This window comes from Acinetobacter sp. SFB, assembly GCF_001647545.1.
Taxonomy (GTDB): domain Bacteria; phylum Pseudomonadota; class Gammaproteobacteria; order Pseudomonadales; family Moraxellaceae; genus Acinetobacter.
Genome location: NZ_LSZH01000012.1, coordinates 362187 through 381418, shown reverse-complemented (window position 1 = coordinate 381418; position 19232 = coordinate 362187). Strand labels below are relative to the sequence as shown.

The 19232-nt window shown below is 38.7% G+C and carries 13 protein-coding genes and 3 pseudogenes; 5 read left to right on the top strand and 11 right to left on the bottom strand.

Features of this window, described 5'->3' with window-relative positions; translation table 11 throughout:
- The 3 genes and pseudogenes from AY606_RS09075 to AY606_RS09065 form a co-directional block, all read right to left on the bottom strand.
- The gene (locus AY606_RS09075; protein WP_067867285.1) at positions 1-486 is read right to left on the bottom strand and encodes a pyridoxamine 5'-phosphate oxidase; all 486 of its coding nucleotides are present in this window, start codon (positions 484-486) and stop codon (positions 1-3) included.
- A 268-nt stretch (positions 487-754) separates the two neighbouring features.
- Positions 755-1192: pseudogene (locus AY606_RS09070) on the bottom strand (hypothetical protein).
- A 261-nt stretch (positions 1193-1453) separates the two neighbouring features.
- Complete coding sequence (locus AY606_RS09065; RefSeq protein ID WP_067867282.1) at positions 1454-3007, bottom strand: phospholipase D family protein; 1554 nt, start codon at positions 3005-3007, stop codon at positions 1454-1456.
- A gap of 122 nt (positions 3008-3129) precedes the next feature.
- On the opposite strand from AY606_RS09065, the gene AY606_RS09060 reads away from it, so the two are divergent.
- Positions 3130-4245, top strand: a complete 1116-nt coding sequence (locus AY606_RS09060) for an S-(hydroxymethyl)glutathione dehydrogenase/class III alcohol dehydrogenase (protein ID WP_067867280.1) — start codon at positions 3130-3132, stop codon at positions 4243-4245.
- 52 nt (positions 4246-4297) lie between these two features.
- Here AY606_RS09060 and AY606_RS09055 read toward each other — a convergent pair whose 3' ends face one another.
- Positions 4298-5503: an amino acid aminotransferase gene (locus AY606_RS09055; protein ID WP_067867278.1), complete on the bottom strand. Its 1206-nt coding sequence runs from the start codon at positions 5501-5503 to the stop codon at positions 4298-4300.
- A gap of 628 nt (positions 5504-6131) precedes the next feature.
- On the opposite strand from AY606_RS09055, the gene AY606_RS09050 reads away from it, so the two are divergent.
- Positions 6132-7193 (top strand): 3-deoxy-7-phosphoheptulonate synthase, encoded by a 1062-nt coding sequence (locus AY606_RS09050; RefSeq protein WP_067867276.1) that lies wholly within the window; start codon positions 6132-6134, stop codon positions 7191-7193.
- A gap of 289 nt (positions 7194-7482) precedes the next feature.
- Positions 7483-8676 (top strand): PilT/PilU family type 4a pilus ATPase, encoded by a 1194-nt coding sequence (locus tag AY606_RS09045; RefSeq protein ID WP_067867274.1) that lies wholly within the window; start codon positions 7483-7485, stop codon positions 8674-8676.
- 100 nt (positions 8677-8776) lie between these two features.
- Here AY606_RS09045 and AY606_RS09040 read toward each other — a convergent pair whose 3' ends face one another.
- The 5 genes and pseudogenes from AY606_RS09040 to AY606_RS09020 form a co-directional block, all read right to left on the bottom strand.
- Positions 8777-9958: an MFS transporter gene (locus AY606_RS09040; protein ID WP_067867272.1), complete on the bottom strand. Its 1182-nt coding sequence runs from the start codon at positions 9956-9958 to the stop codon at positions 8777-8779.
- Positions 9959-10272: 314 nt separating this feature from the next.
- Positions 10273-10647: a glycine cleavage system protein GcvH gene (gcvH, locus tag AY606_RS09035; RefSeq protein ID WP_067867270.1), complete on the bottom strand. Its 375-nt coding sequence runs from the start codon at positions 10645-10647 to the stop codon at positions 10273-10275.
- Between the two features lie 71 nt (positions 10648-10718).
- Positions 10719-11747 (bottom strand): helix-turn-helix transcriptional regulator, encoded by a 1029-nt coding sequence (locus tag AY606_RS09030; protein WP_067867269.1) that lies wholly within the window; start codon positions 11745-11747, stop codon positions 10719-10721.
- A 126-nt stretch (positions 11748-11873) separates the two neighbouring features.
- A pseudogene (locus AY606_RS09025) lies at positions 11874-12308 on the bottom strand (MaoC/PaaZ C-terminal domain-containing protein).
- The gene (locus AY606_RS09020) at positions 12308-14161 is read right to left on the bottom strand and encodes an ABC transporter ATP-binding protein (protein ID WP_067867267.1); all 1854 of its coding nucleotides are present in this window, start codon (positions 14159-14161) and stop codon (positions 12308-12310) included. Before AY606_RS09020 ends, AY606_RS09025 begins: the two are co-directional and overlap by 1 nt.
- 206 nt (positions 14162-14367) lie before the next feature.
- Between AY606_RS09020 and AY606_RS09015 the strand changes: the two genes are divergently transcribed.
- Positions 14368-15024, top strand: coding sequence for a division plane positioning ATPase MipZ (locus tag AY606_RS09015; RefSeq protein WP_067867265.1), 657 nt, complete (start codon positions 14368-14370; stop codon positions 15022-15024).
- A 152-nt stretch (positions 15025-15176) separates the two neighbouring features.
- On the opposite strand, the pseudogene AY606_RS09010 reads toward AY606_RS09015, so the two are convergent.
- Positions 15177-15530: pseudogene (locus AY606_RS09010) on the bottom strand (mechanosensitive ion channel family protein); the annotation flags it as partial.
- Positions 15531-16288: 758 nt separating this feature from the next.
- Between AY606_RS09010 and AY606_RS09005 the strand changes: the two are divergent.
- A complete protein-coding gene (locus tag AY606_RS09005) occupies positions 16289-16813 on the top strand; it encodes a hypothetical protein (protein WP_067867261.1) in 525 nt (174 codons plus the stop codon).
- Positions 16814-17757: 944 nt separating this feature from the next.
- On the opposite strand, the gene AY606_RS09000 is transcribed toward AY606_RS09005, so the two are convergent.
- Complete coding sequence (locus AY606_RS09000; protein WP_067867259.1) at positions 17758-19029, bottom strand: mechanosensitive ion channel family protein; 1272 nt, start codon at positions 19027-19029, stop codon at positions 17758-17760.
- Positions 19030-19232 lie beyond the last annotated feature (203 nt).

Below are 19232 nucleotides of genomic sequence, written 5' to 3'. Positions count from 1 at the left end.
TTATGGGTTAAAAGGCATCATTTTGGGGTATTTTACCCATTTAAACGAATGAACGGTAAAATCCCGCACATGGGTAAAATCAGACCAGATTAACTGACTACCTTTGCTCCATTTCAGACTTTGGATACGCTGGAAAATTTGAGTTAACTCTTGATGACTGGCAGGGCGTAGTTGCCCAATTTCAACATAGAGTCGCACTCCTGGATAATCGCTAAATTCACCTTTAACTAAAGATTTTAACCAAAATAACCGGCTGCTATTAACCGCTTGAATACAGCCTTTATTATTCTGCGGTAAATTTTCTTTAAAAGATTCAGCATAACTATCAAAGAAAAAACCGGTTTGGTTTTCTCTTAAAAATACAGTGCCTATAGGCGTGGTAGTTGGCTGCAACTGTGCATCAACAGTGGCAATAGAGCAGTGCAGGGCAGATTTTTGAGCATCATTTACCACTTTGCGAATATGCCGCCATTCTTGATTATTCATTCTGATTTTCCTTGTTATTATTTTTAATAGAATTCAATAAGATAAAGTAAATTTGAATGCAGTTTTAGTAATCTGACTGGTCATTCATACCAATGCTTATGATAAAAAATTTGAATAAAACATATTTAAAATGCAACGATGCCCTAAATGGGGAACATTGTTGTATTGAGTTTTTAAACGAATCTTTTTGCAAACATGACATGAATAACTGCTGCAATCGAAAATTATCAAAATTTTGATATTTAAATATGCTTAATAAAGTTAAAGTTTATCCATCATATTCAACATAGTCCCATAAATTTAAACGGGATTTAATTTCACGGCGGATATTCGGTAGCATCGGTAATAATGTGCCATCAATCCATAAACTTAAAGCCTGTGCAGAAATTTTCTGCTGATCACTATCTATAATTTGAGCACCTTTAACCAAGAGCAAGGTTTCTTCATTTGCTTCAGTTTCAATGCCTTTAAATAAGACCTGCAATTCCACACCGGTATCTTGAATGAGCCATTCCAGTTCCAGTTGAATATTTTCACTGGACTTCAAAACAGCCTGACCTTCTAGAATTTCAGAATCAGATAAGCAGTCATATTCCACACGGACTTTGGCTAAAAATCATTTTTGTTGTCCAAGCTGATTCAGTGTTTTGTAGGGCGTTAAAATATTACTTAAATTAAATTGACGACTTAAATCAAAAAATTGCATTGCAGAGGGTCACGATCAGGAGAATGTGAGTTAAAACTCGAAAAGTGGAATGTTAAAGCAAATCAGGAAATGAGTAAAATCATTGTGTAGATTGATCTAAAATATGTATAAATAAGACGCGATCTTGTATAAGTCAAAACCATAACGTTAATTAAATAAGTACCCCGTCCCATTGATTTAAATCAGTCAGCATATTTTTAAAAACCAAAAGGCCAATTGGATTAAAAAGTCTTTATAAATTTCAGTGTCATTAACTTGTCATTACATCATCCATTCAATCGGTAAATAAGATACTGCTTTCATGGCAAAACGTTGAAATTTCGTACTTTCAGGGTCATGAATATATTCAATGATAGATCCATCTTTTTGATGATCCAGCCAAATTACTTCACCTTGCGGGTTGAGTTTTAATTCATAAGCAATTTGCGGTAAATATTGATCGAGTGAGGTTGAAATCTGATTTTGAAGTAGATTTGATTCAACCACCAATCCCACTTCAGTGTTTAAATTGGCTGAACGTGGATCAAAGTTAAATGAACCAATAAACACCATGCCGTCAATATCAAAAAATTTGGCATGTAAACTTGAAGCATTTTTATTTTTGGCGGGGATCACATTGCCTGTCACTACTTCATACCAAGTACGTTTATTGCGTTCGATATAGGGCTTAAACTCATGCAGTTTGATCCCGCCTTGCAGCAAATCATGACGATATTTTTTATAAAAGGCATGTACCAAAGGAACATCATTGGCCATGAATGAGTTAGTCAGTACGCGAACCTCAACATTATTTTTGACCAGCTGAGCTAAATACTCTGTACCTTTTTGGGTTGGGACAAAATAGGCAGAAACCAGTTCGAGATGCTGCTTCGGTTCACCCATAATATTTAGCATCTGACGGTAAATCAGTTGATCACCTGAGGCTTTTCCACGAATTTTATCCGGTGAATCTGCAATAAAATGTGCTTTGGCCCAATTGATGGGACGGTCTTTTAAGTGCTGATGGATCTGTTTTTCCGCCAATTCAATCCGTTTTTTCAGCTGATCTTTTTGTAAAGCCGTCAGTTCATAATATTTACGTAATTTGGAAAGTTGCTCTTGAGTAGCATCACCCAGAAGTTGTTGGACTGAATAGCTTAAATCATCATTCCAGAAGTTCTGAAACACTTGATTTGCCTGCTTTACAGCTGTGCCATAGAACAAAATATCCATGTCGGTAAACTGGAAATTATCACTGGCATCAAAGTATTCGCGGCTGATATTGCGTCCACCTGTTACCGCTATAGCCCCATCAGCAATAATCAATTTGTTATGCATGCGATGGTTAACGTTTTTTAGACGGAATGCGTAATCAATGACGCGCAATTTTCTGAATTTGTAGGGATTAAACAGTTTAATCTCAAAATTCGGATGTTTTGCCAGTTGTTTTAAGGTGAAATCAAGTTGGGTTCCGTTCTGATCATCAATCAGTAATCGAACTTTGACTCCACGATCTGCTGCTTTTAAAAGCTCAGCTAACATCAGATGTCCAATTGAATCATCTTCCCAAATGTAATACTGCAAATCGAGATTATATTGCGCTTTATTAATCAGATGAAGTCTTGAAGCAATGCTGATAAAGGCATCATCCAGTGTCAAATAAGCTGTTAGGCCTTGTGCAATCTGTGTATCGGCATTGGAACCGTTTAACCAGTGTTCAGCATGAATGTGAATAGGAGATTGATTTTTTGATTCATTCATCGGCAAACTGCATCCTGTCAGTGTGATGACTGCAAATGAAAGTAAGACAGCTTGAATAGAGTGTCTAATCTGCATAATTATTATGAAGTCATAAAGTTATACGTACATATTATCATCATGTTAAAGGTTGAATCTGCCATTAAAAAGCGGTTACTGTAGCTCATCTGTTAAAGAATCAAATAAAGGATGGTCATTTCATGAAATCACGTGCAGCTGTTGCATTTGGGCCGGGTCAACCCCTCGAAATTGTTGAGATTGACGTTGCTCCACCCAAAGCTGGTGAAGTCCTGGTGAAAATCACCCATACCGGTGTATGTCATACCGATGCCTTTACTTTGTCGGGTGATGATCCTGAAGGTGTTTTTCCGGCTGTATTGGGTCATGAAGGTGCAGGTATTGTGGTAGAAGTCGGAGAAGGCGTAACCAGTGTTCAACCGGGCGATCACGTTATTCCACTTTATACTGCAGAATGTGGTGAATGTTTGTTCTGTAAATCTGGAAAAACCAACCTGTGTGTCGCTGTTCGTGCAACCCAAGGGAAAGGTGTAATGCCAGATGGCACAACACGTTTTTCTTATAATGGCCAGCCGATTTATCACTACATGGGCTGTTCAACCTTTAGCGAATATACCGTGGTTGCAGAAGTATCTTTGGCGAAAATCAACCCGGAAGCAAATCCAGAACAGGTTTGTTTATTGGGTTGCGGTGTAACCACAGGAATTGGTGCGGTACATAACACGGCCAAAGTTCAAGAAGGTGACTCGGTTGCCGTGTTTGGTTTGGGCGGTATCGGTCTTGCGGTTGTGCAAGGTGCCCGTCAAGCCAAAGCAGGCCGTATTATCGTGATCGATACCAATCCGGAAAAATTCGAACTCGCGAAAGAATTCGGGGCTACAGATTGCTTAAATCCTAAAGATTATGACAAACCGATTCAGGAAGTGATTGTTGAAATGACTGGATGGGGAGTAGATCATTCATTTGAATGTATTGGTAACGTCAATGTCATGCGTTCAGCACTCGAATGTGCCCACCGTGGCTGGGGACAATCCGTCATCATTGGTGTAGCAGGTGCAGGTCAGGAAATTTCGACCCGTCCATTCCAATTGGTCACCGGTCGTAAATGGATGGGTACAGCATTTGGTGGTGTGAAAGGTCGTTCGCAACTGCCTGGTATGGTTGAAGATGCCATGAAAGGCGAGATTCAACTTGAACCTTTTGTCACGCATACCATGGGGCTAGACAAAATTAATGAAGCTTTTAACTTGATGCACCAAGGTAAATCAATTCGTACAGTCATCCATTTTAAAGATTAATCTTCTACAAAATAAAAAACGGGCGATATGCCCGTTTTTTATATCCGCTTGTTTAAGCAGTAGCTTTAATGACTTCTGCAATAGACTCAGCGACATAATCAATATTACTTAGATTCAGCCCTGCCGCACACATACGACCACTGCGCACCAGATAAATAGCATATTGATCTTTTAAGATATCCACTTGCTCAGCCGTCAAGCCGGTGTAGCTAAACATACCTTGCTGTTTGACCAGATAACTAAAGTCACGTTCAGGCAAGGCCTGGCTTAATTTCTCATTCAAAATTTGACGCATTTTAATAATACGTTCACGCATTTCTTTCAGTTCAGCCTGCCATTGTGCAGTCAGATCAGCATCATTTAGAACATTATCCACCAGCAAGGCACCTGTAGTGGGAGGGCTTGAGTAAATACGACGTACCGTGGCTTTTAATTGCCCCAATACTTTTTGTGCAGTGGCTGAATCATCACAGACAAAGGTTAAGCCGCCGATACGCTCGCCATAGAGCGAGAATATTTTAGAGAATGAATTGCTGACAATAAAACTCATCCCCGCTTGATCTAAGGCACGAATGGCATAGGCATCTTGCTCTAGCCCTTGACCAAATCCTTGATAGGCAATATCCAAAAATGGAATCAGATCCTGTTTTTGCAATACTTCAATCACTTGATCCCATTCAGCAGGAACTAAATCTGCACCTGTCGGGTTATGGCAACACGGGTGTAATAACACAATACTTTTTGCCGGTAGCTGGCTCAATTTTTCCAGCATTGCGTGCACATTGACGCCATTGGTTGCTGCATCAAAATAGGGATAGAAATGCGTGTGCAGACCAGCACCATTAAAGATGGCAATATGATTTTCCCAAGTCGGTTGGCTGACCCAAACATCAGATTGAGAAAAATATTTTTTTAAGAAATCGGCACCGACTTTCAGTGCACCAGAACCGCCCAAAGTTTGAATCGTTACCGCACGACCATCACGACGGGCTGGACTATCTTGACCTAAAACAAGTGCTTGAGTGGCTTGGTTATAAGACTTCAAACCATCCATAGGTAAATAGAGCTTGACCTGATCATTGCTCGCTGCAATATTTTTATAAGCCGCTTTAACAGCATTAAGTTGAGGAACAATATTGTCTTCATTGTAGTACAAGCCAATACTTAGATTAACTTTATGAGAGCGTTGGTCTTTTCCAAACTCTTCCATCAGAGAAAGAATTGGATCACCTGCATAAGTATCAACATGTTGGAACATGAATACATCCTTCGTTATATGTAGTAAACAAATCAAGCCTGCGCAACAGATCGCATTCTATCTTTTAATGCCAATTGAGGGTCTTTTATTTTTATAGAAATTACTCAGCTGTATTGAGATATTAAAAAATTTATCTCAAGAAGGTGAAAATAAAAAACGCTTAGATTAAAGTTTGAGTGCCAAGCTTTATTTTTAAACAATATATAAGTAAAAGTTGACTGATTTATGTATTTTTATTTTGTATAAAACTATTGTCAAATTTATCAATAAAGCGTATTTTAATTTCAAGACACATACTTTTTTTGAAGAAATAAAGATGTTAAAGCAACCCGTCATCTCAAACGCACGTTATTATTTTTGGCAATTTAGATAATTGCCTGAACGCGTTCGGGCAAGAAATGGTTGCCCACCAAGTTTTATAACCTGATCGGCAACCCGGATCAGGTTTTTTTATGCTTTATTTTTTTATATATTTTTGGAGTTACTTCATGAAAAAATTAAATTACTCATATTTTAGCAACTCTTATTGGTTTTATTTTAGTCAAGTCATGACTCTTGCTTCGCAATCCATTAGACCCATAACGCTCAAATAAAAGATTGGACTGGAAAAAGTCCCTAGGAAAGATCAATGAATGCTTTAAATACCGCTTTACAACAAACGCAAACGACTGCAAAAGAAACCATTTTAAGTTTGCCTCATCAATTAAAGGCGCAATTGCCTTTATCTGCAAAACTGGCTCAACAAATTGCCGAGCAGCGTCAAACCATTCAAAACATTTTAGATGGCAAAGATCATCGTTTGATGGTGGTGACAGGTCCATGTTCAATTCATGACCCGATTTCTGCGCTTGAATATGCTGAAAAACTACAACAATTACAAAGCCAAGTGTCAGATCAAATTTTTCTGGTAATGCGTGCATACATTGAAAAACCACGTACCACCATTGGCTGGAAAGGTTTTTTGTATGACCCAAATTTAGATGGTTCATCGAATATGCAATTGGGTTTGGAAAAATCACGTGAGTTATATCTTCAAATTATCGAAATGGGTTTACCGATTGCATCGGAAATTTTAAGCCCGATGGCAACCGCTTATTTCGATGATTTACTGGCTTGGGGTGCAATTGGTGCACGTACCAGCGAATCACAAATTCACCGTGAAATTTCAAGCCATATGCCGTATAGCATTGGTTTTAAAAATGGTACAGATGGCTCTATTCAAATTGCACTTGATGCCATTCAATCTGCCACGCATCCCCATCAATTTTTAGGCATGAGTCAATCTGGCTTTCCTTGTATTTTAGAATCAAAGGGCAATCCGAAAGCGCATTTGATTTTACGCGGTGCAAATTCAGGGCCTAACTTTGCCTTGGCTGAAATTGAAAAAATTAAAGAAAAAGTTTCAGGTGAATTGCCTGCTTTGGTGATTGATTGCAGTCATGGTAACAGCCATAAAAACCCTTTATTACAACCGGAAGTTTTACTGACTATTGTAGATGAACGCATTCATAGCAATGTCCGTGGCGTGATGCTAGAAAGCCATCTGGTCGATGGTCAGCAAAAGATTTCATGTGAGATGACCTATGGTCAATCTGTCACTGATGGCTGTTTGGGATGGGATAAAACAGAGCAACTTTTATTGAAAGTTGCTGATTTACTTCGTACTTCTCAACTAAAGCGTAGTGCCTAATATTTCTGAGCAAACATACTTATTTTCTGATGCAGCCCCGTTGATCGGGGCTTCATTATTTCTTATAAGCACTTTAGTGTTATCTATTTAAATTTAGAACAATATTTTGTTGATGCTCTACACATTTTTTATCAATTCTTTTAACTGATGAGTATTAACAGATTTGAGTCGTATGAGTTCTTTAGGCAAAATAATAAAAATTAATACCAAGTAATAACTAATTGTTTAATAAATACAAATTATTGTAGTAATTACTGGGTACTGGAAATTATTTTAAATGGGAACAAATATGTATAGTGCGGAATTATTGGAAGAAGCGCGTAAAATAATATTTCATATGCTGACCAAAGTTGTGGAATATGGTGGCTCAGACTTGTTTATTTCAGCAGATTTTCCGCCAAGTATTAAACATCAGGGTATGATGAAACCGATTGGACAGCAAGCGCTAACCGCGGATAAAACCAAACTGTTTGCTTATAGTTTAATGAACGAAAAGCAACGACAGGAATTTGAAAAAGAACTTGAGTGTAACTTTGCCATTAGCGTTCCTGACGTTTCGCGCTTTCGTATTAATGTATTTCAACAACAGTTACAAGTAGGTATGGTGATTCGTACCATTACTGCGGAAATTCCAAATTTTGCCCAGTTAAAATTACCTGAATCGCTTAAAGATGTAATGATGTCAAAACGTGGTTTAATTTTAGTGGTTGGCGCGACCGGTTCGGGTAAGTCGACTTCTTTAGCCGCCATGATTGATCATCGCAATGAAAACTCAGCCGGGCATATTATTACAGTTGAAGACCCGGTTGAATTTGTACATAAACACAAAAAGTCGATGATTACTCACCGTGAAGTTGGGGTAGATAGTCACTCATGGCACAATGCTTTGAAAAATACTTTACGTCAGGCACCGGATGTCATTTTAATTGGTGAAATCCGTGATACCGAAACCATGGAACACGCGATTGCCTTTGCCGAAACCGGACATTTGTGTTTGGGAACGCTACACGCCAACAACGCCAATCAGGCCCTTGACCGGATTATTAACTTTTTCCCGGAAGAACGAAAAAATCAATTGCTGATGGATTTGTCTTCCAACATGAAAGCGATTATTTCTCAGCGTTTGGTCCGTACTCAGGATGGTCGCGGACGTCGTGCAGCCATTGAAATTTTGCTCAATACCCCTTTAATTGCCGATAATATTCTCAAAGGTCAACTTCATGAACTCAAAGAAATCATGAAAAAATCCCGTGAATTGGGCATGCAAACTTTCGATCAGGCTTTATTTGATTTGTATAATCAAGGTGCGATTAGTTATGAAGAAGCTTTGCGTAATGCAGATTCCATGAATGAATTGCGTTTACAGATCAAATTAAAAAGTTCGAGAGAGGATCAATCTGTACCAGGTTCAACAACATCATTTAGCATGGTGCAAGAAAGTAATCCAGAAGAAAATGACACCAAGGAAGAGAACCAAGCTTAATTGAATAATGGAAAAGTAATATCCATCGATACGATAAAAATAAGCATCCTCCCATTTTAGGATGATGCTTATTTCTTCTATACCAATCCAGATAGCTTTTTTAGGCTGCAGTATGTTTGCGATCTACAAATATTTTATAAAAAACTAAACTCAATGCCGTGATAACTGCACAAAGTAGGTAGGCAAAGCTGTATCCCTGATGAGCAATCACCGCACCGAGCAAGATCGAGCCAATCGCAATTCCGATGTCATAAAAGGTAAAGAAAGTTGAAGTTGCATGTCCAATTCGATCTTTCGGGGAACGCTGAATGGAAATGGTTTGCAAGCAGGGCTGAGCCGAACCAAAGCCCATACCTATAAACACTGCAGCAAGCATTAATCCAGTCACGGTGTTGATCTGGCTTAAAACAATCAGTCCAATAGAAAATAGTGCAATAGCAGGGTAAACCACATAATTTGGACCTTTACGATCGTAAATTTTTCCGGTGATTGGTCGCAAGCTCATCATTGAAATGGCAAAGACGACAAAAAACAAGCTGGCATAGGGAAGCAGATTTTTTGATTCAGCAAATGTTGAAATGAACGACATGATACTGGCATAAGAAAAAGAAATGATCATGGCCATAATGGATACGGGCAAAGCTTTCTTCTCTACAAAATCTTGCAGAGATAAATGCGGTTTGCCTTTCGTTAGTACCGGTTTGGCTTCTGGCTGAATGGGAATCATAAAACAAAAAATAAAACCGATACAGATAATGGCAGCTAGAATTCCTGCGACCATGGGGTAAGACAGCGGCTGAATTAATGTTAAGCCGAGCAAAGGGCCAAGGACAATACCCAAATTAATAGACATGACAAAATATCCCATGCCTTCGCCTTTACGCTGTGCCGGAATAAAATCATTGGCAATCGGTACGGTAACCGTGGTTAAGATGCTGAACCAAATTCCATGCAAGAATCGAATAACTAAAAGAAAGCTCAAATTGTCAGCAAATAAATAAGCAAAAGAAAACAGACAAAACAAGGCTTCGGAAACATATAAGGTTTTTTTACGACCAAATTTTTCAATAATTAAACCACTAAAGGGACGAACTGCGATTGAGGATGCCATAAATAAAGTCATGGCTAAACCTGCTTGGGCCAAGGTTCCATGTAACTCATTTAAAATATAAATAGGTAAAATTGTGGTTTGGGCAAAATAAAACACAAACAAAAATAGATTATTGGCCAGACATAGAATAAAGGACTTATTCCATAACTGTTGTGTATTTATAGGAGACATAATTTACCTTTATTCGTAAGAAGTAGACGATTTATCAGGCTTATCGAGGCAATTTTTTTTGTGGACTAGAAAAATGTTTTTATAATAAATAAAAATAAGTCAGATCATCGTTAGATGACATATATTTTAGAGGATTAGGCTTAAAAAGGATAGCTGAAGCAATTATAAAATATCTTGGCTTATTTAATTGTCTGGTTTTATTTGATAATAATCTCGTATTGTAATTTTAGGCATGATTTTTATATATTTAACTAAGGTTCGCCTGAAATAAAAAATCAGTCCTAAAGACTGATTTTTTATGGATATAAACAGGATTATAAACCTGCTTCATATTCACTACTTGAAAGTAATTTTTCGACATCTGCCATATTGTTGGGCTTGATTTTATAAATCCAGCCCTTGCCATATGGATCATCATTCACAAAGTCAGGATCATCTTCAAGGTCGGGGTTCACTTCTACAACTTCGCCTGAAACAGGTGCATGAATATCTGAAGCTGTTTTAACCGACTCCACCACACCGGCTTGTTCACCGGCAGTGATTTGCTGGCCAACTTCTGGTGCTTCTACGTAGACCAAATCCCCTAAAGCATCTTGTGCATGGTCGGAAATACCTGTAACAACCAGATCACCTTCAATTTTGACCCATTCATGCGTACTGGCGTACTTTAATTCTGAAGGATGATTCATCGATGACTCCTTTAAAATATTCAAATCATTTTTGCCATGTTTTATACAGGTTTTTTGATCAAAACAAAAGTTTATAAGTAAGGATCTTTACGCCAATTGCTTGGACTACGGCCACTCCAGCGTTTAAATGCCCGGCTAAAATTGGCTACATCACTATAACCCAATTTATCTGCAATCAGCTCCAGGGTGTAATCTGTGCGGGAAAGCAGCGATGTTGCATGACGATAACGCACTTCATCCACGATGGTTGAAAATGACGTACCTTCAGCAGCCAATTGTCGTTTTAAAGTCCGATCGGACATATGCAGTCGATCTGCGACATTTTCGATACTTAAATAATGCTGTTCCGAATTGGTCAAAATATCACGCACCCGCATCGCCAAACGACGGCGTTCACCTAATGCCGAGAGTTCAGCTTCACATTGGTTAATGGCAATCTGGCTGGCAATCGGGTCGGCATTGACCATTTTCAAACTCAGGTATTTTTTATCAAAACTTGAGAGTAAATGGGGTTGTTCAAAACGGAAATGATGCGAGGGAAATTTTGCCATATAACGCTCAAAACCGGCTGGTTTCGGGAAATCAAAATCAATTTCGCCAGATAAATCCTCACAACCCGTTAAAGCTTTGGCCATGGTAACAATGCCGAAGGTCAATGCAATCGTAATTTCAGTTCTTAAAGGCTCAATATCAAAATCACATTGTAATTGTAGCGTTGCCTTCTCGCCAAAGGTTGAGAAGTAAAGCTGTAAAAATGGTAAACGCAGCTGGATAAAGCGGTTGGCCAAAACCAGCGCATCGCTGATCTCATGTGCGGTCATGATGGCATAACCGATAAAACCGTGAATGGAGATTCGCATTTGGGTGCCCAAATGGAAACCCAGCGTCGGTTCACCGGTTAAACGTAATGCATGTTTAACCAGTTCATTTGCAACAGGGGTTGGAATGCGAAAATTTGGCTCTGCCAGCTGTTCACTGCTTAAATGGAAGGGGGTAAACAAGGCTTCTGCATTGTAGCCCCAGCGTGACACTACATCGAGCAGCAAGAGACCGTAAACCCCGGGTATTCCCTGGTCCTGTCTTGGAGAAATCGTTTTCATGCGCTATCCATTGCACTTAAGTCGGTTTTTCTATGTGTTGATTTTTCATATTGGCATGAAAACAAACAGTATCCTGGTAAAATTGTTCGACAATTTATCAAAGCCTGTAAATTAAACAGATTTGAATTATTTTTTAAAGACCATAATTTTCGTTGCAGAGATAAGCAGCACATCATGATTCTGATTCCATGCCTGAGTTACATAGCTCACTATAGCGCGGTCAGTTTTGGTTTTTGATGGCCGAATGGCGATAATTTCAACTTCCACATGAACTTTATCGCCAGGACGGGTCGGACGTGGCCAGCGCAGGTTAGATTCTGAACCAATCAGACCATAAGCGACAGGAAAGCATTCCGTCCATAAACGCATGGTCACGCCACACGTGTGCCAACCGCTGGCTGCTATTCCTTGAAAAAGGGGGAGCGCTTTGGCCTGATCTTCATCAGTATGGAAAACTTGCAGATCCTAAGCATAGGCAAATTGCTTAATTTCTTGCGAGATCATTTCATATTCACCACTGATGAAACGATCACCCATTTTTATATCTTCCAAAGACAGCATTAATGCGCTTCCTTTTTCTTTAAGGCCTGTTGTTCTATCAAAAAACTGCCGGTTTGTCTTTGCCACAAATGTGCATAAATACCATTCAGGGCCACAAGTTCATCATGCGTGCCTTGTTCCACTATTTTGCCTTCGTCCAGTACAACCAAACGATCCATTTGAGCAATGGTCGACAGGCGATGAGCAATGGCAATAACGGTTTTGCCTTCCATTAAATCATCCAGACTGGATTGAATCGCAGCTTCCACTTCAGAGTCTAAAGCACTGGTCGCTTCATCTAAAATGAGGATAGGTGCATCTTTTAAAAATACCCGTGCAATGGCCACGCGTTGACGTTGCCCCCCAGAGAGTTTAACCCCACGTTCACCTACATAGGCCTCATAGCCAGTTTTGCCACGCAAGTCGGTTAGCTGAGGAATGAAATCTTCAGCTTTGGCTTTACGAACCGCCTCAAACATTTCTTCATCGCTTGCATGCGGACGACCATATTTAATATTTTCAGCCACAGTACGGTGCAATAAAGAAGTATCTTGAGTCACCAAGGCAATACTTTTACGCAAGCTGTCTTGAGTTACCTCTTCAATATTTTGACCGTCAATCAAAATGCGACCTTGGTTGAGAGTATAAAAATGCAACAATAACTGAATCAGGGTGGATTTACCTGCACCAGAGCGCCCCACGATGCCAATTTTTTCACCCGGTTTAATGGTTAAATTTAAATGATCAATCACATTTCTATTGTTATAGGCAAAACTGACATCTTCGAACTTGATTTCACCCTGTGGCACCAGTAAAGGCTGGGCATCTTTCTTGTCTTGAATGCTGATCGGGCGGCCCATAGTTTTCATGCCATCTTGAATGGTACCGACATTTTCAAACAAAGCGGATGATTGCCACATCATAAATTCAGCAATACTGTTGAGTTTTAAGATCATGGCCGTCGTGGCTGCAATAATACCAAGTTGAGCTTGCCCATTGATCCAGAGCCAAATAGCTGTCCCTAATACGCCTACATATAAAACCAAACTGAGTAAATTAATACTGATTTCATACTGCACTCCCAAGCGCATTTGCTTATAAACCGTGATCATGAAACCTTGCATAGATTCTTTGGCATACTGGCTTTCACGACCCGCATGGGCAAACAGTTTCACGGTCTGAATATTGGTATAGGCATCTGTTACGCGACCGGTCATCACGGCACGTGCATCTGCCTGTTTATTGGAAATCTGGCTTAAACGCGGAATAAAATAGCAAGCCGCCACAATAAACAGCACCAACCACAGCATCAGCGGCAAAATCAGTAGCGGGGAGATCGCACCCAGAACAACACTGATGGTGACAAAATAAATGAGCACGTAAGCCAGCATGTCACCCAAAATTACCCAGAATTCACGTATCGCAAGTGAAGTTTGCATCACTTTGGCAGATAAACGCCCGGCAAAATCATTGTGGAAAAAATCCAGACTTTGCAGCAACAGTAAGTTGTGAAAGCGCCAGCGTAGACGCATGGGGAAGGTACTGTATAAAATTTGATGCTTGATCAGGGATTGTGCACTGGCAAAAACAATGTTCGCCAGCAGGATAATAGTCAGTAATGTTAAGTTACTGGCATGTTGCTCCAGAAAAGTATCCGGCTGACTTTTACTCAACCAGTTTACTAAATCGCCAATTTTTGCATACAGTACCGCTTCAAAACTTGCCGCGCCTGCAGTAAATAATATCAGTAACAGCAAATATCGGCGTACGCCGTAGGCTGCCTGCCAGACAAAGGGAAAAAACTTGGTCGGTAAAGGTTGATTCAGGTTTTTGGTGGGATAGGGATCAACCAGTCTTTCAAGCCATCGAAACATTAACGTACTCTTATCATGCATTTTGCTTTGGAGTGATTATAAAGGATTCAATATTTACAAGTGCAGAATTGGGCGAAATCTCCACAAAATATTATCAAAATCAGACTTTACATTTCATCATAGATACGTAATTCTAAACTCATAATTATATTAAGATTTAAACCATTTTTCATAATGAAAAGAATTACACGTGAGAGAAATTGGATATGAGTATTTGGGTAGTGGCCAGCCGTAAACGAGGTTCAGGAAAAACCACGATAGCGGTACATTTGACTAAATCTTTACGTGGCCAAAGCTCCGTAATGCTGATAGATGCCAATCTTGAAGGTCATGATTATGAATGGGCGAATCAGTCAGATAAACTATTTTCTTTTGAGCATCTGGATATAGCAATGCAGGATGGTCATAGTCTGGATCATCGTCTGGAAATGGTAAAACAGCGTTTTGATCATATAGTCGTCGATATTGATGGCCAAGATACACCCGCCTTACGTTCAGTCCTGAAACATGCCGATAAGCTGATCATTCCCAATTCGATCAATCCAGAAGATATTCAGCTTGAAACCGAACTGGTGCAATTGGCGATTGGGATCGCACAATATAATACTCAATTAAAAGTTTATACTGTATTAAATAAGCTTCCTGATCAGCATCAACTTTCAGAGTTGATACAAAATCAGGACTTGCTTAAGAATATGCCCGGCACTCAGTTTTTGAATACGATAATCTATGAGGATCAGGCTTATCAGAACATGCTGCTCAACGGTAAAAGTATCTGGGAAGATCAGTCTGACCTCGGACATAATTTTCAAAGAATAATCCAAGAAATCATAGAGCTGCATCAATCTTCTCAAGCGGGCTGAGCGTATAACGCTACACATATCATCTGATGTTGGTGCGTGTTTAGCACTTTTTTATTTCTGTACTCATAATTTAAATTCTCAAGCAATAAATTTACACCATTAAAAAGCCTGAAACTGCATGCAGTTTCAGGCTTTTATTTTATTCATTGGCTTTAAGAAACATTCAATGATTCCTTTAAGTCAGCGCCTGAGGGTGCTTGATAAACTTTCAAACCAAACTCTGGAATAATCGCAATCAGATGATCAAAAATATCCGATTGGATCGCCTCATAATCTTTCCATACCGTGGTGTTTGTAAACGCGTAAATCTCAACTGGCAAACTTTCACTGGTCAATTGTAATTGGCGAATAATTAAAGACTGATTTTGCGCGATAACTAGATACTGTTTTAAGTAAAATCCCACATAGGCTCGAAATGTCCCTAAATGGGTTAAACCTCGCTGATTATAAGACGCCTGATTCGACAATTACTGATTAAAGCTTTCCAGTTCACTATGTTTGGTATTGAATTATTGAATTATTTGGTGGTTTGTTGCTTAAATCTTGTGATGCTTTTAGTAATAAATGTTAATAAATTTTTTAAGTTTTAATTATGGATCAAGAAGATAGATTTATAAAATTTACATTGAAGGAAATTGAAACAGATGAAGAATTGGTGCATGAAATATAAAGAGTAAAGTTAATAAATAAAGTCAGAATTTGGGCATTATATATCAAACTACCTATTGTAGGAGGTAAATATAAATGACGATGATTACTCAAGAACCAGATAAAGAAAACCCACAAAAACAACCAAATCAACAAAACGATCATCAACAAGAACATCCTGATAAACAACCCAAATAAAACTTTGATCTTCTGCTCGCTGAATATTAATTGTTATGCAGGGTTTATCTCGGGGTTCAAGGTTTTACCAGATTTATTGTTTCATTATTTATCAAAAGGGAAGAATAATATGAACTCAAAAGATGTAAAAATCATAATCGCTGTCATAGTCGTTGTAATTATTGCAGTTATTCTTTATTCCCTATATGAAAGAAATAAAAATGAAAATATGGGAGATTTAAAGAATAGGCAAAGTAATACACTGCTTAGCCCTCTGCACAAAATAAGCTCAAGTGCGTAGAAGCGGTACATTGATGTAAAAGCTGATCAACAGCAATACATTTAAATTAGACGTTTTTTGAAGATAAATCGTGAGAAGTGAAACTGGCTAGAACCAGCCATTTTCCCTAAACACCATAATGTGATAAGGAGAAAAAAGATGGTCAACCCTGATGATGATCGTAATAACAACAATCCAAATCAGATAAGAAAGGATTTAAATGCTGATACACACACTGATGAGCGAGATCCACATCCAGTGGGCACAGGTGTAGGGGCTGCAGGTGCAGCTGCTGCAGGTGCCGCAATCGGCAGTGCGGGTGGTCCAATCGGAGCTATTGTCGGTGGAGCATTGGGTGCCATAGTGGGAGGTATAGCTGGCAGTACAGCAGGTGAAGCGATAGATCCCACTGTTGAAGATACCTATTGGCGTGAAAACAGTGCTCATCAACCCTATTATAAGTCCTTGCAAAATACTTATCCGGATTTGGACTATGATCGCGATTATCGGCATGCCTATCGAGTAGGTTATGAGGATTTATCTACCTATGATTCATCCAAAAGGTTTGAAGATGTAGAACCCGATCTTCGGTCTAAATGGGAACAATCAAAAGCAGAATCACGACTCTCTTGGGAAGAAGCTAAACACGCTTCACGTGATGCATGGAATCGTTTACGTCCCTAGCAGCTATTCAATAATCTCAATTAAATTTAAGCCAGTCTTTTTAATTTTAAAAGGTTGGCTTTTTTTGCTTAAGTACTCAATGTAGAAGTTGAAACCTGTTTAATTAATCCTCATGTTTTTAGACTGGCTCTCAAGTGAGGGCTAATTTTTGCAAGCTCCACGTGATCATATTTACTAAATGATTTTTTCAACCGCCAGAGTTCTAATTTATACAGTCGTTATTTACTCGCTTTGATCTTAGCTGACATTTATTTGGAAGTCTCAGTATTAAATAATTCTGAACTTAATATAAGTGAAGTTATTTTTAATGCTGCTCTTAATATTAAAGACATGTGATTTTAGGTAACAATTGTGAACGTGATTTTAAAGGTTTAATTGGGAATCAGTAATATAAAGTGCTGTCGGTTTACAATGAAGTAAATTGACACAGAGTTAGCCTGAGATAAAGTAAAAAAAAGGGTAAATTGCTAGTGTTGTAATTGAGTTGATATAGATTCACAATCTGAAAAGACGGAATTAAACATGAATAACCAACCCCAAGATCCGCAACTGGATCAACCGAACCTACACATTGAATTCTCTCAAAGGCCGAACGATCAGAAGGGATATACGCCTCCTAATCCACAGCTTGATCAACCCAACCAGCATCTTCAATACTCAAATTTATTGAAGCAGCCTCAGTAAAAACTGGTAAATTCCTGAAATTAAAGGCTGATATATTTCCTGTTTAAAATCTTGAATTCAGGTCTTTAAAACTGTTGTTATTTAAAATAAGAAAAATAAAAGCAATAAAAACCCCTCTATTGAGGGGTTTTTTAAATCATAATCAGTTCGTCATTTAAAGTAATTACATCTGCTTAACGCTTATAAAAATATAACTCATAACTGATTTTCATAAATAAAGCATTGTTTTCAATTCCGACAACCACGCTTTATTTTAAAGCTTAAACCGATGAATGATTGGGTTGTGCTCTCGCCGCTGAAATAGCAGAGAATTGCTTAAAATCAGCACCAGAAGGCGCTTGATAAACTTTCAAACCAAATTCTGGAATAATTGCAATCAGATGATCAAAGATATCCGATTGTATCGCCTCATAATCTTTCCATACCGTGGTGTTGGTAAAAGCATAAACTTCCAGTGGCAAACCTTCACTGGTCGGTTGTAATTGGCGAATAATTAAAGATTGATTTTGCGCGATACCGGGATGCTGGTTTAAGTAAAATTCCACATAGGCACGAAATGTCCCTAAGTTGGTTAAACGACGCTGATTATATGAAGCCTGATTGGATAATTGCTGATTAAAGCTTGCCAGTTCATTATGTTTGGTATTTAAGTATTGATCGAGCAATAAAAACTCTTTGAGTTTTTGCAGTTCAGCTTCATTCATAAAATGCACGCTACTCTGATCAATATAGATTGAGCGTTTGATGCGTCGTACACCGGCAGAAGCCATACCACGCCAGTTTTTAAAGGTATCCGTCACCAGTTTATTGGTCGGAATGGTGGTAAAAGTCTTGTCAAAGTTCTGCACGGTAATGGTATGTAATGACATATCAATGACATCACCATCTGCATTCAGAGTCGGCATTTCAATCCAGTCACCAATACGCACCATGTCATAAGATGAAATCTGCACTGAAGCCACTAAAGACAGAATGGTATTTTGGAATACCAACATCAGCACCGCAGCCATGGCACCAAAGCCTGCCAGCAAGGTAAAGACATCTTTTTTCAGAAATGTGCCTAAAATCATCAAGCCACAGACAATAAAGATAATCATTTTAACCAGTTGTAAATAACCCTTAATCGGCTTATTTCTTGATTTTGGATTACGCTGATAGATCAGGTTGAAGATACTTAAAAATTCACTGATGGCCAACGCCAGAGTCAGAAAAATAAAGGCTTGTGCACCCATCTGAACCAAGGTGACCACTTTTCCTGAAATGTGCGGAATTGTCACGATGCCGTTCATAATGACGATTGCAGGCACAATATTTGAAATACGGCTGATGACGCTATGCTCAGCAAAAACACTCGAATTAGCCCATTTCATCTTTGAAACGAGCTTGCGAATACCCCGAACCACCACTTGCTTGGCAATAAAGTTTGCCAGAACCGCCAGTAAAATCAAGATACTTAAAGAGGTCAGCATCTCTAACCATGGATATTGATCTGACCAATCCTGAATATTCTGGATAAAAGCAAAATGCTGCAAAAGTACATCCTCAAGATAGAGATTTAAAAATTCTTTATAGTTTATAGAGTTATGCTTTTATCATTGTAATCGGTAACGTTTTAGCTACATGAACTCAAACTGAATTAACGACCTTTTAGAATGTTGAGATTAGACTGCGAGTATCTTTAACAATTTTTTTAAGTTTATTTTTAATTTTAGCAGCAATGCCAATAAACCTATTG